Origin of the sequence: Shewanella sp. SG44-6, from assembly GCF_014164185.1 — a bacterium.
Lineage (GTDB): Bacteria > Pseudomonadota > Gammaproteobacteria > Enterobacterales > Shewanellaceae > Shewanella > Shewanella vesiculosa.
Genome location: NZ_JACJER010000123.1, coordinates 1 through 13,563 on the forward strand (window position 1 = coordinate 1; position 13,563 = coordinate 13,563).

Here is a 13,563-nt window from a genome sequence, read left to right on the forward strand (position 1 = left end):
TGCAAGGCAGAATTCATCTCGTTCCGATACAACTAACCCAGAATAACCATGACGATATATGCGTCGAAAGGATGAAATGATGAACGTTTTTTGCAAAACACTATTAGCCTCTGCAATCGCAGCCTCAGTAGCTTCAAGTGCATACGCCGCAGATCCTCTTCAAGTTTACGGTAAGTTAAACGTAACAGCACAATCAAATGATGTTGCTGATGTCACTGAAACGACAATTCAAAGTAATGCATCACGTTTTGGTGTAACCGGTGCGTTTGAGTTAAGCAAATCATTAGAAGCTTTCTATACCATCGAATATGAAGTCAACACAGGTGATGCAAACAAAGAAAACTTTTTAGCTCGTAACCAATTTGTTGGTTTAAAAGGTAACTTCGGTGCTGTATCTGTTGGTCGTAACGACACAATCCTTAAAGTATCTCAAGGTAAAATTGATCAATTCAACGACCTTTCTGGCGATATGAAAACCATGTTTAAAGGTGAAAACCGCATGGCTCAAACCGCAACTTACTACACGCCAGTATTTGGTGATTTCCAAGCGGGTGTGACTTATGTTGCCTCTGGTGATGCAGATCAAGTTGTTGGTAGTAACGTAGAAGGTGAAGATGGCGTGAGTATGGCGCTAATGTACGGTGATGCTGGATTAAAAAGCACACCAATCTACGCTGCAATTGCTTACGATTCAAAAGTAAAAGGTTATGACACTGCACGTGCTACTGTTCAAGGTAAAGTGGCCGGTTTAGTGATTGGTGGTATGTATCAGCAGCAAGAAAAACTAGACAGCGGTATTAAAGACAATGGCTACTTATTAAGCTCAGCATATGACATCAATGATGTTACTTTGAAAGCACAGTACTTAGACATGGAAAATAAAGGTAATTCATGGTCTGTTGGCGCTGACTACAAGTTAGGTAAGCCAACCAAGTTATTTGCTTTTTACACTGCAAACTCATTTGATTCAAACGATCAAGATGACAGCTACGTTGGTGTAGGTATCGAACATAAGTTCTAAATCTGTCGTTATTTGACGGTTAAATCTGCAATCAATAAAAAAGGGCTTTAAGCCCTTTTTTATTATATCTAAATAACAGTAATGAATTTTTTATGACAAAGTGGCGTATTTAATGCCAGAATCAAGCGTTATATCATAAATCTGTAACAAAAATGTCCAATAATAGTCCCGTGGCAAATTAACGTAGAAACCCAATATGACAGCTAGGATTTTAATAGTAGAAGATGAATCAGCAATCCGTGAGATGCTGACATTTGTGATGGATCAACATGGTTTTACGACAGCTGCTGCTGAAGATTTTGATTCGGCGATTGAGTTGCTTAAAGAGCCATACCCAGATTTAATCTTATTAGATTGGATGTTCCCTGGTGGCAGTGGCATTCAATTAGCTAAACGTTTAAAGCAAGATGAATTTACTCGTCAGATCCCAATTATTATGCTGACAGCACGTGGAGAAGAGGAAGATAAAGTCAAAGGCCTTGAAGTCGGCGCTGATGACTATATAACTAAACCTTTTTCACCTAAAGAACTCGTCGCTCGGATTAAAGCCGTTTTGCGAAGAAGTGCACCAACTCGGTTAGAAGAGACTATTGATGTGCAAGGACTGCAACTTGATCCTGTCAGTCATAGGGTGACTGTCGGTGATGCTGTGCTCGATATGGGGCCGACTGAGTTTCGTTTATTGCATTTCTTTATGACCCATCCAGAGCGAGTTTACAGCAGAGAGCAGTTACTCGATAACGTGTGGGGCACCAACGTGTATGTTGAAGATCGCACTGTCGATGTTCACATCAGACGCTTACGAAAAGCGGTCGAAGAGGGTGGACACGATAAATTGATCCAAACTGTTCGCGGTGCAGGTTACCGATTTTCAACCAGAATGTAATTCGTATTGGCAGCGCTAAAAGTTTTGTCATGCTAGACAGAGCTTTTAGAAACGCTTTTTTTGCTGTCTAGCCATAATAGCCTTTTTAGGCTATCTTGTGCTTCGTTGTTAGCCCTAATAATCAGTAACGGCACTGAATGTGTTGGCGGCGTTACTTTCGAATTTAGGTAGCCTATGTTTATCTCGTATTCTGGATATCGCTTATTTTTTCGCTTAGCGATGTTGCTTGTTCTATTTATGCTGGTCGGGGCTTTATTTGACCATGTTGTCGGCGTTATGCTTACGGGGACAATTGTATTGCTCGTGTGGCACTATCGCCAAATCGCTCGGTTAAACTTCTGGTTATGGAAAGATAAAAAGCTTACACCTCCTCAAGGTAGAGGAAGTTGGGAAGGGGTGTTTAATGGTCTTTATCGTTTACAAGGAAAAAATCGTCGTCGTGTAGGTCAACTTGCTACCTTATTGGGCCGCTTTCGCCAAGGAGCAGAAGCATTACCTGATGCTGCCGTTGTTCTGGATGCCGAGCACAATATTTTATGGTGCAACAAATTGGCTCAGCTAATCTTAGGATTTGTTTGGCCTCAAGATAATGGCCAGAGAATAGATAACCTTATCCGCCATCCTGATTTTTCAGTTTATTTGAAAGATGCCCAATATAACGAACCATTAGAAATTCCGTCTCCTGTCTCAGATAAGCGTTTACTTGAAATTCGAGTCATGAGCTATGGTGATCGTCAGTTGCTGCTAATCGCTCGAGACGTTACCCGAATACATCAATTAGAAGGCATGCGTAAAGATTTTGTGGCTAACGTGTCCCATGAATTGAAAACGCCATTAACGGTATTGCAAGGTTATTTAGAAATCATGCAAAGCATGGAGGATGCAAATTCACCTAACCAAAAACCATTATCACTAATGCAACAACAAACGACTCGAATGCAGTCGATGGTTGAGCAGTTGTTGGCATTGTCACGTATTGAAGATGCTGTCGATCTTGATTTATCGAAAATCGTCAATATGACGTTGATGATGGATATTCTTAAAGAAGAAGCTAAAGCTCTTGCTGGTACCGAATATACCTTAGTGTTTAATTGTGAAGCGGGGTTGAATACTCATGGTAATGAGTTGCAATTACGCAGTGCTTGCTCAAATTTAATTTCAAATGCAATTCGCTACACCTCTCCTGGGGGGACGATTGCGGTATCGTGGCGAAGTGTGGCAACTGGCGCACTTTTTTCGGTTAAAGATTCCGGTGTTGGCATCGCGCCGCAACATATTAATCGCTTAACTGAACGCTTTTATCGAGTCGATAATGCTCGCTCGAGTAAAACCGGTGGCACAGGCTTGGGGTTAGCTATTGCTAAGCACGCTTTAAACCATCATCACACCGAGCTTAACGTTACCAGCGAGTATGGCAAAGGCAGTATCTTCAGTTTTATCATTCCATCTCATTTGTTAGTGCGACAATAGTTGCAGTTATTAATAAAAAAACAGCATTTATGCTGTTTTTTTATGACTTAATTTTGGCTAATCTTAGTTGAGATTGACTGATATGACTCAGGCACACTTGTGTTGCGAAAGACCGCTTACCAAGTAGGCTTGAGCTAAGCTGAACACATATATCTATCTCGTTTATCTTTGCATTATGCATAGGCTTAAGCTGTTGGTTTTCGTTAGGCTAAACTTTGCATTATCAAACATGTTAGCTTTCTGTGTGGCATTAGCTATCACTAAGCGCTAACAACAAGGGATAACAATCGCTAACAACCGACAACAAGAATACCCGTCATAATGCTGTGACATATAGGTTATAAACCTTGCCAGTAAGTGATTAAGGTTTAATTTATTATTTTAAGCTCGCTAAAGTGTATTAATCGACTCAGCGTTTGCCTTCCTCGGTGAGCTTAGGCCGTTATACACATCTTAAGTGCGATAAACTTATACGGGGTAATTTTGTGTCATAAGCTTGTCTTGTCAGCATTATTGTGACAAGTAGTTAATTTAGTTAAGCTGGAATTGGCTATTGTTTATTATTTTACAGGCAAATTTATATTCGCATTGATTTTAAGTGTTTGATATTAATTGTGTTATTTTTTGTATTTGTTCATGTAATACTTTTGAACCTTGTGTCATCTAACTGTCACATCAACGTCATAGACTTGTCATCAATGAGGTCGATACTGACTACGTTTTAAAAACTTAGTACGCTTAATTCTGGAGCATTACAATGAAACTGAAAAAACTTGTCGGCGCAATTACTCTTACAGCCGCTGGCGTATTCTCAGCAGCATCTATGGCTGCTATAGATCCAACTTTACCATCATATGAAAAAACAAGTGGTGTTTCTGGTAACTTGTCTTCTGTTGGCTCTGATACATTAGCAAACATGATGACGTTATGGGCTGAAGAGTTTAAACACATCTATCCAAACGTTAATATCCAAATCCAAGCAGCGGGTTCTTCAACTGCGCCACCAGCATTAACTGAAGGTACTTCTCAATTCGGTCCTATGAGCCGCAAAATGAAGCCTAACGAAGTTGAAGCATTTGAAAAGCATTTCGGTTATAAGCCAACAGCGGTTCGTGTTGCTATCGATGCTTTAGCTGTATTCGTACACAAAGATAACCCAATTACAGGTTTAAGCATTGAACAAATTGATGCAATCTTCTCTTCTACACACAAGTGTGGCGGTAAAGAAATCAACCGTTGGGGCGATGCTGGTTTAGACGGCAACTGGGCAGCTAAAGACGTTCAGCTTTACGGTCGTAACTCAGTATCTGGTACTTACGGTTACTTTAAAGAAAAAGCATTATGTAAAGGTGACTTCCGTGCAAACGTGAACGAGCAACCAGGTTCTGCTTCTGTAGTTCAGTCTGTTTCTCAGTCACTTAATGCCATTGGTTACTCTGGTATTGGTTATAAAACAGCGGGCGTAAAAGCGGTAGCTATCTCTAAGAAAGGTGATAAGTTTATCGAAGCATCAGCAGCCAACGCAGCAGATGGTACTTACCCACTATCACGTTACTTATATGTTTACGTGAACAAGCATCCTAATAAAGACCTATCGCCAATGGATCGTGAATTCTTACGCTTCGTATTGTCTAAGCAAGGTCAGCAAATTGTTGAGAAAGATGGTTATGTTCCATTACCAACATCTGTGATTTCAAAAGATTTAGAGAAAGTCGGTATTACGCTTTAGTTAACTCACTTTCAGTAAACTTAAAAAGGCCTCTTTGAGGCCTTTTTTGTTTTTTAACGTTAAAAAAATATAAAAAAAAGCAACCTAACTAAGAGGTTGCTGCTATTGCTAAGGGCAATGCTGTTGATAGATTTTTACAACTATCGAATAGGAGAATGATGATGAACAATAAGAAGCTACTTGGTACATAAAAAGTAATTCAAATTCGGTTCATATAATATGACTCATCATTTACGAGTTAGTTCCCGATGATACTAAAAAAATGCATTTTTATATAAAAATAAGATTGGCAAAATAAGATGTGAGATTAAAACGTTTTATTTTTTAATGATTTGCATTCATTATTATCTAGTTAGATTTTTCTGGTTTCTGGCGCTTTATTCGTCTTTTACCCGAAATACATTAAGGCATACATTGTGAATGTGTTTTACTTCGCGTTATGTTTTAGGTTTATGCCATTAGTCGCATGGCAAACATCAAGTCTAAATTGATAGCTTATTATTTTGCTTTTCCTGTGATCGATATTCCTCTCTGACCCAATACGGCACATTTTGATGATGCTAATGCTATTATCGTTACTGGATTTGATGTTTCTCTGCCAAGTAAGGGTTTTTTGTGACTGCAAAATGGAACGTACAACACGATTACCATTCAAGCGCCAATACGGATGCTTTATGTGTGCATCATCTTGATCTTAATCTCGTGGTTGATTTTGACTTACAGCAACTTATCGGCGTTGCCCGATTGCAATTTATGCGCACCATATCGGCAGTCTCATTAGTGTTAGATTGCCGAGATTTACTCATACAAGGTATCACCGACAGTCAGGCTAATCCGTTGTCGTATACTATGAGTGATGTGAGTGACATACTCGGTCAAAAGCTGGTGATAGATGTTGGGGAGCAAGTCGATGAGGTGGTGATTGATTATCGTACATCCACAAACGCTCAAGGGCTTCAATGGCTTACACCGCAACAAACCTTAGGTAAAAAATTACCTTACCTATTTAGCCAATCACAGCCCATCAACGCGCGTAGCTGGATACCTTTGCAAGATACCCCAAAAGCACGAATAACCTTTAAGGCAACCATCAATGTGCCTCAGGGTTTACGTGCGGTAATGAGTGCCGAAAATATCCCTGAGATGCCAGATGATGGTGTATTTACATTTTGCATGAATAAACCGATCCCGACACATTTACTCGCGATAGCGGTTGGAGAGCTAAGCTTCCAAGCAACGGGTCCCAGAAGTGGTATTTATACTGAACCCGGCATGCTTGCTGCGGCTGTCAAAGAATTTGAAGATACCGAGTCGATGATCCAAATCGCTGAGTCCATATTAGGTCCTTATGCTTGGGGCCGCTTTGACATGATTATTTTACCACCAAGCTTTCCATTTGGTGGCATGGAAAATCCCATGTTAGCGTTTATGACCCCGACATTAATTGCTGGTGATAAAAGTCTTGTTTCAACTGTTGCTCACGAATTAGCTCATTCTTGGACGGGTAATTTAGTCAGTAATGCAACTTGGCGAGATTTATGGCTCAATGAGGGATTTACCACTTATTTTACTAATCGTATTGTAGAAGCGGTTTATGGCGAAGAGCAGGCAGAACTCGAATTGGTTATCGAGTACGGACGTTTGCAAGAGGAAATGGGATCTACTCCCTTAGTCAGTCAAACCTTACCAGCCAATGTGCAAGATCGCGATCCTAATCTGGCATTTAATCGCTTTACCTACGATAAAGCATCGATGTTTGTGCATGAGCTTGAAAGTCGATTAAGCCGAGCGGCATTCGATAAGTTCCTATTTCAATATGTCGATTATTTTTCGTTTAGCGCCATTACTACTGAAACATTTATTGATTATGCCAAGCAAACGCTGTTGGTGGAACATCATGATAAGTTAACGTTATCAGAGCTTAACGAGTGGGTGTATGGACAAGGATTACCTCAATGGTTTATCGGTCCAACCTCAAGTAGTTTAGATAAAGTTGAGTTAGCCGTTGAGGCTATTATTAAAGGTACTCCTGCTATTGAGTTACAGGTCGATGGATGGCGAGTTCACCATTGGCAGTATTTCCTCACCCAATTACCTCTAGTGGTCAGCCAAGCGGTATTATTAGATTTAGACGCTACATTTACGTTAACAAATAGCCCGAATACAGAAATAGCCTGTGATTGGTATCGAGTTGCCATCCGTAATCATTTTGATCCTGTGTTACCTGCATTAAGTGGCTACCTATGCCGTATAGGTCGAGGAAAATTTGTCAGACCCTTGTTTGTTGAGTTACAAATAGCCGGTTACCAACAAGAATTAATCGATATTTATGCAAAAGCGCGCCCTGGCTATCATCCTTCTCTTCAAGTACAGCTAGACAAACTACTGATAATTTGAGTATTAACCTTTTTATTGCGTTGTTTTTGTCAAAAAATGATAAAAAAAATGGCAGCCATATTGGCTGCCAAAATAATGCTTTGCGGGTTGTTATTAACGGTGCGCTAGCGTGTTAATACTTCCCAATAGGGATGATGATGAACAATAAACTGTGTTGCAATAACTTAATCTAAACTGGCGTATGGCATAAGCCGTGTGAATCATTTAGCCGTATAATCAATTAACTCGGGGGATGAAGATTAACTCATTATATGGCAATCATTTGAAACTACATTTTATCCGTACAATTAATAAGACTGGGCATAATCAGGAAAGTTCACTGAAAAAATGATTTTTTTGAATTTATTTTGCGTGAGATAAATCGCTTCAGTTATCGATGGACTTTTGCACAGATGCTGATCTCTTTTGAGTGAGCCTGTATCGGAGTGAAGTCAGTATTTTGCTCATAACTGCGCCATTAGAGATCAAAACTTAACCTAACTCGCTTTGAGTTATTGAGCTATTAGCATTATTGATGTTGATAAATTCTTTGGGCGGATGATCAATACCATGCGTAAAAGGATTTCACACATTAATGGCAAAAAAATGGCAACCAATGTGGTTGCCTAAGTCGTTCTTTGTAGGTCGTAATTAACGGTGCGCTAGCGTGTTAATACTGCCTAAATAGGGATGATGATGAACATAAAACGGTATAGCAGTAATAATCCTAACTAAAAACTTGTGATAAGTGATGTCAATAATTTAGCAATAATCAATTAACGCTGATGAAGAAGCTAACTCATTATGCTGCACTTACTTAAACTATATCTTACTCCGTACAATTAATAAGACTGGCTGTCATCAGGAAAGTTCACTGAAAAAACGATTTTTTTTGAATTTAATTTATCAGAGTCATATTTTCGGTCTCTTCAGCGTATATCTTTGGGGATAATAGCCAAAGATCATGAGTATATAGCGTTTATATTATGCAATGAGTGATTTTTTTATTTAGTTTATCAATAGGTTGGTTTTTAGCGCTTTAGCTGGGTCTGGTCTCATAAGCTACTTTTAAACTATTGTGTATGCTCAGGAAGGTGTCGATGTGATGCCAACAGATAAAGATTATTGGCAAATATAAGCTAAAAAAATGGCAACCAATATGGTTGCCTAAGTCGTTCTTTGTGGGTTGTGATTAACGGTGCGCTAGCGTGTTAATACTCGCCAAATAGGGATGATGATGAACAATACACATAAAGCTGTTGTAACAAGTAAATACAAACTAAACATTGGAGAACGGTTTAACGAGTTTGTCTCTTTACTGGTTACATATATTCTGACTAGGGGGATTGGTAAAAGTTCACTCAGTGATGAAAAAATTTAAAAATAATTGCTGAGTAAGATTTCGTTAACGTTTACCGCGCAAAGCCGGTAACTAAGATTTAGCGGCAAGTAAGTTTATATCAGGATAATGTGGTCATGTAATCCAGAGTGAATTATGTGTTTAACAAACATAAAAAAAGGCAATCAAATGATTGCCTATCGATCGACTTAGCGATCAAGGGGACCGCGCTAGAAGTCCCAGGGAGATGATGAACAAAAGTGAATATCACTGTTACTAAGTTTGAGTACCTGATGGTTAAAAAGTTCAATCTAGATACAATTTTTTATCGAAATAAAGATATAAATTTTATATTTGATAACTATCAGTAGCTTAGGTTTGTATTATTTTTGCTGTTTTTGAGATTTAAATTTGATGTTAAATTTAAACATTGCAAAGGGATCTAACGCGTCAATTTATCTCTGTCTTCTTGGTAACAGTAAGGCGATTAATATGATATTAATCGCCTAGCGTAAACACCTATTGCACACGCAATGATAATATTCGAGCATCTGTGGTGCTGATTAACTGAGTAGCTTTTCAATAATAGTATTAAGCTCTTCTGGCTTTGTGGTTGGCGCATAGCGCTCAAGGATATTTCCTTGTTTATCAACTAAAAACTTAGTGAAGTTCCATTTAATAGATTCACTCCCTAAAAGACCTTTGGCAGACTTTTTAAGATGTTGGTACAAAGGATGACTGTTATTACCATTAACTTCAATTTTGCTAAACAGTGGAAATGTTACGCCAAAATTTAGTTGGCAAAATTGGCTGATTTCATCTTCGTTACCTTGCTCTTGTTTACCAAATTGATTACAAGGAAAGCCTAAGATAACTAAACCTCTATCTTTATATTGCTGATATAAATCCTCAAGTGCTTTGTATTGCGGAGTAAATCCACATTTACTTGCCGTGTTAACAATAAGCAAGACCTTATCTTTAAACTGCTCCATGACAAGGTCTTTGCCTTGAATATCTTTTACGCTAATAGAATAAATTGCTGCAGTCATCTGATGCTCCTTTATATGAAAGATAGACTATATTATAAACATGATTAGTTGGCAATTAAGTTGTGGGCAATTTAATTTATCTGTTTGCTTATCAATACTAATTTCAATATAGTTTGCGCATATTTTACTACTAAGAATTAAGGACGGGCTTATGAATGATGTAAAGAACGAACTTAACTCTGAAGATGAAATCGACACCAGTTCGCAACCACAAGCAGATGTCAGCCAAGTGGTACATTTGTTAACTGAAGCAGAAGGTGATGAGCAGGCTGAAATGTTCAGTGAGATCTTAACTGAAGCCGAGCCGGGCACCATTGCTCTATTACTCGAATCGTTACCACTTGATGAGCGTTATGAACGCTGGCAGCAAGTTGATGTTGAAGAACGTGTCGACGTTTTAAACTTAATGCGCGCCGATCCTCGTTTAGGCATTGTAAAGAAAATGCCCGACGAGGAATTAGACTTACTCTTTTCTCAATTAAGTCCTGAAGATCTTATTGAGTGGAGTGATTCGTTACCTGACAATATTACTGATCGTGCATTGGCTCAGATGGGCGAGCGTCAGCGTAAGCACTTCGAACTGTATGATCAATATTCTGAAAATGAAATCGGTCGTTATGCCGATCACCAGATGCTGGCATTAAGTCTTAATTCTACCGTCGCACAAGGACAACGTTTTTTTCGTCGAATCGATTTAGATTGTAATGACCACCTATTTTTGGTCGATAGTAACGATAAATATTTAGGAACCGTGCGGCGTTATGACGTATTCAGAACGGCAGATCTTGACACTCAACTGCACGTCTTAAAATGGGATGACAGCCGAGTTATCTCCGCTGATTCATCTTTAATTGAAGCCGCCGAAGCGATTGAGCATAGTCGTGAGCTTGAATTACCGGTTGTTGATGAAGACGGTATACTGATTGGCCGCATGACATTGCGAACAGCGACAGCCTTAGTGCGTGAACATTATGAAGCACAACTAATGGCAACCGCAGGTATGGATGAACACGACGATTTATTTGCTCCAATTATCATTGGTGCCAAACGTCGTGCCGTGTGGCTAGGGATTAACTTACTTACCGCATTTTTAGCTTCTGCTACCATTGGTTTATTTGAGAATGTATTGTCGCAGGTTGTTGCATTAGCGGTATTAATGCCTATTGTTGCATCAATGGGGGGGATTGCGGGGAGCCAATCATTAACGCTGATGATCCGTGGTATGGCAATGGGTCAAATTTCAGCTGGTAACGTCATGTCGTTGATGAAAAATGAGCTAGGGATCGGTGCGCTTAATGGCATGCTATGGTCAATTGTCATTGGTATTATTGCAGGGTGGTGGTTTGACGATACGATCATGGGTATTGTTATTGCTTGTGCAATTTTAATCAATATGGCGGTTGCTGCTATTGCCGGGGTGATGGTACCGATGATTTTACAGCGTTTTAATCAAGATGCGGCTTTATCGGGATCGGTTATTCTTACCACAGTGACCGACGTGGTAGGTTTTTTTACCTTCTTGGGATTAGCGACCATACTGTATCTGTAAACAGAAAGACTCTAATCACTGATTGCTCACGTTTTACAGCATGAACATCCACAATAAATTAGTTTGTCTAAATGGTCTTGAATTGCTCAAGGCCATTTTTTTAGCCAATAAAAAAGCAAGTTTCAGGCAACTTGCTTTTTAAACTTGATGAGAAAATCCTGATAAATTACTTCCACTTAGCAGGTGCAAACTCCGTTTCAGCATTATCGTCAAAGTAACGTCGTTTAGTATCTCGGCGGCGCTGTTTTACTTTTTTCGACTTCGGTTTTCCCTTGATGTTATCGCCCCATGGCGCATCATCTTCATCAAATTCAAATGAGTGTGACATTTTCAACATTCCAGATAACTGTACCTCTGTTGGTACAGCCTCTTTTTACCTAAAGTTAATAATAAGCTAAAGCGAAATATTTCATCCTTGATGGTAAAAATTATTGCACGTGAAAATGACATTGAGATGACAATTGAATCTTTGCTAAAAATAAATCATCTTTCTTTGTACGAGTTCATGCTGACATAGTGTTAATTACAGTTACTAAGTTTTGCTATAGCAATGATCAGTGATACATGGCTGTCTAGCGCGCTAAATGGAGGTCTTGTGATGATTAATACACATTGTTTTGATGTTATAGGCGAGAGTCAATCAGCCGATGCAAAAAAGCTTATTATTGATGCTGCTGTTGTTATTGCTTGGGTAAACGCTTATCAAGTGCATTACGCCAATAGCAAATAGCATTTTGTGAACACTGTTTTCATAGATTGTGCGCAACAGCGTCAATCATTATTGAATGCCAAATTAAGCCTAATCACGCTGAGTATCACAAGCGTTATGAAATTATTCTGTGGTTGTTGTTTGCTGATCTAATGCTTGAATTTTATTAACTCTATATCGCTGTGCATCAGCTCCTTTAATCCGCCGGGATTTAACATCTAATAGGTATAAGTGATCTGAATAAATACGGTAAATATGACCACGATCTAAGATAATAATATTACCGGTTTTATCCCATTTAAAGGTACCGCTTCCTTGAAAGGGAATGTTATCAGTGCCTAAACGGACGGTATAGATGGTGTATTTGTTTGGTTTGATAAGTTCTAGTGTGGTGTCCATACCATCACAGCTTGGGCATGGAAATATTCCATGGTATACACCTTGCCATTGCAAGTCTGTTTTACTGCTTGTTGTGGTATCAATATTAGAAGTGTCTTGTTGGCCGCAGCCAAGTATTATTAGTATGAATATCAACCATACATTTTTCATCTAAAATCCTTTTAGATACAAAATTGTCGTGCATATGACGCTCGGCAGTTCTGGGGTGATTCTTGTTAAGTTAAAAATAAGCCATCTACAAGAGTACTATTTACCATCATGAATATTGCAATATTCACGATTTAATTTATGTTCAATCGGTATCTCAAGACCCATTTTAGCAGTGGTGCACAGAGTATAGTTCTCGTTTTACCATCAACCGATATGGTGAGCTTATCTATAGATATATCATAAATTTTGAGCCCTAACGTTAAATTTATGTTTTGATGTCAAAAAATTGTTTTATCTCGTCAATTCTGTCCATTGCATCTTGATAGCCTAAGTCTATCAAGGTACTAGTATAGGTTTTTTCGAATAACAGGTATGACACAATACTTGAATCTGATTGTCGATTAATGCCGAAAAATTTTAATAACGTTTTGATGGCAAACGGCATGTCATCATAAAATCGCTCTGCAATGCGACTTAAATCTTGGCTTGGTTTAATTACTAAGGTATCAATATGGCGTAAGTTTAATGTCTCACGATCTGTGGCGGATATCATTGATAAGGTGTTATTGACCCGCTGTAAACGTTCTAAGTCACTGTTTAAGGTGTCCGAGAAAATCGTATCTAACAAATGACCAGCAATGGTTGCCGTTTTTGGATGATATTCAAATTCGATGGGGAAGTGTTTGTGAGGACTGTCTAAATTAATCACAAATATTTTACTCGCACCAAGGTGGATCGGACTTGATAATGGCGATAATTGATGGACAGAACCATCACCATAATAGGCCTGATTAAGTTTAATTGATGGAAATACCATTGGGATTGCTGAGCTTGCTAGTAGGTGTTCAGTGTGCAATAAACTTCGGATACCAACGCGTCTAGCACG

11 protein-coding genes are annotated in these 13,563 nt (G+C 38.9%); 7 read left to right on the plus strand and 4 right to left on the minus strand.

Translation table 11 applies throughout. From position 1 onward, the window contains the following. The first annotated feature begins 76 nt into the window (after positions 1-76). From H5185_RS17665 to H5185_RS17685, 5 genes are all read left to right on the plus strand, one after another. Positions 77-1,021: a porin gene (locus H5185_RS17665; RefSeq protein WP_124017970.1), complete on the plus strand. Its 945-nt coding sequence runs from the start codon at positions 77-79 to the stop codon at positions 1,019-1,021. A 196-nt stretch (positions 1,022-1,217) separates the two neighbouring features. After that, on the plus strand, positions 1,218-1,907 hold the full coding sequence (gene phoB / locus H5185_RS17670) for a phosphate regulon transcriptional regulator PhoB (protein ID WP_011638217.1): 690 nt from the start codon (positions 1,218-1,220) through the stop codon (positions 1,905-1,907). 174 nt (positions 1,908-2,081) lie between these two features. Further along, complete coding sequence (phoR, locus tag H5185_RS17675; protein ID WP_124017971.1) at positions 2,082-3,377, plus strand: phosphate regulon sensor histidine kinase PhoR; 1,296 nt, start codon at positions 2,082-2,084, stop codon at positions 3,375-3,377. A gap of 757 nt (positions 3,378-4,134) precedes the next feature. Further along, positions 4,135-5,106 carry a PstS family phosphate ABC transporter substrate-binding protein gene (locus H5185_RS17680; protein ID WP_124017972.1) on the plus strand — a complete coding sequence of 324 codons (972 nt, stop codon included), beginning with the start codon at positions 4,135-4,137 and terminating at the stop codon, positions 5,104-5,106. Positions 5,107-5,721: 615 nt separating this feature from the next. Beyond that, entirely contained in the window at positions 5,722-7,503 is a 1,782-nt protein-coding gene (locus H5185_RS17685; RefSeq protein ID WP_182742746.1) for a M1 family metallopeptidase, read from the plus strand. 1,881 nt (positions 7,504-9,384) lie between these two features. Here the strand turns inward: H5185_RS17685 and H5185_RS17690 are convergent. Next, complete coding sequence (locus tag H5185_RS17690) at positions 9,385-9,870, minus strand: glutathione peroxidase (protein WP_182723264.1); 486 nt, start codon at positions 9,868-9,870, stop codon at positions 9,385-9,387. A 151-nt stretch (positions 9,871-10,021) separates the two neighbouring features. Between H5185_RS17690 and H5185_RS17695 the strand changes: the two genes are divergently transcribed. Continuing rightward, the gene (locus H5185_RS17695) at positions 10,022-11,419 is read left to right on the plus strand and encodes a magnesium transporter (RefSeq protein ID WP_182742747.1); all 1,398 of its coding nucleotides are present in this window, start codon (positions 10,022-10,024) and stop codon (positions 11,417-11,419) included. A 166-nt stretch (positions 11,420-11,585) separates the two neighbouring features. On the opposite strand, the gene H5185_RS17700 is transcribed toward H5185_RS17695, so the two are convergent. Further along, the gene (locus H5185_RS17700) at positions 11,586-11,747 is read right to left on the minus strand and encodes a small highly charged protein (RefSeq protein ID WP_124017976.1); all 162 of its coding nucleotides are present in this window, start codon (positions 11,745-11,747) and stop codon (positions 11,586-11,588) included. Positions 11,748-12,014: 267 nt separating this feature from the next. On the opposite strand from H5185_RS17700, the gene H5185_RS23070 reads away from it, so the two are divergent. Continuing rightward, on the plus strand, positions 12,015-12,149 hold the full coding sequence (locus H5185_RS23070) for a hypothetical protein (protein ID WP_259396250.1): 135 nt from the start codon (positions 12,015-12,017) through the stop codon (positions 12,147-12,149). 102 nt (positions 12,150-12,251) lie between these two features. On the opposite strand, the gene H5185_RS17705 is transcribed toward H5185_RS23070, so the two are convergent. Next, entirely contained in the window at positions 12,252-12,677 is a 426-nt protein-coding gene (locus H5185_RS17705) for a copper resistance protein NlpE (protein WP_182742748.1), read from the minus strand. A gap of 265 nt (positions 12,678-12,942) precedes the next feature. Beyond that, positions 12,943-13,563, minus strand: a 621-nt coding sequence (locus H5185_RS17710; RefSeq protein WP_404948468.1) for a patatin-like phospholipase family protein, incomplete at its 5' end; no start/stop codon positions are given.

Bases quoted from the DNA above. Each gene is read 5' to 3' on its own strand.
- H5185_RS17665 (WP_124017970.1), top strand. From the start codon at position 77: ATGATGAACGTTTTTTGCAAAACACTATTAGCCTCTGCAATCGCAGCC.
- phoB (WP_011638217.1), top strand. From the start codon at position 1,218: ATGACAGCTAGGATTTTAATAGTAGAAGATGAATCAGCAATCCGTGAG.
- phoR (WP_124017971.1), top strand. From the start codon at position 2,082: ATGTTTATCTCGTATTCTGGATATCGCTTATTTTTTCGCTTAGCGATG.
- H5185_RS17680 (WP_124017972.1), top strand. From the start codon at position 4,135: ATGAAACTGAAAAAACTTGTCGGCGCAATTACTCTTACAGCCGCTGGC.
- H5185_RS17690 (WP_182723264.1), bottom strand. From the start codon at position 9,870: ATGACTGCAGCAATTTATTCTATTAGCGTAAAAGATATTCAAGGCAAA.
- H5185_RS17695 (WP_182742747.1), top strand. From the start codon at position 10,022: ATGAATGATGTAAAGAACGAACTTAACTCTGAAGATGAAATCGACACC.
- H5185_RS17700 (WP_124017976.1), bottom strand. From the start codon at position 11,747: ATGTCACACTCATTTGAATTTGATGAAGATGATGCGCCATGGGGCGAT.
- H5185_RS17705 (WP_182742748.1), bottom strand. From the start codon at position 12,677: ATGAAAAATGTATGGTTGATATTCATACTAATAATACTTGGCTGCGGC.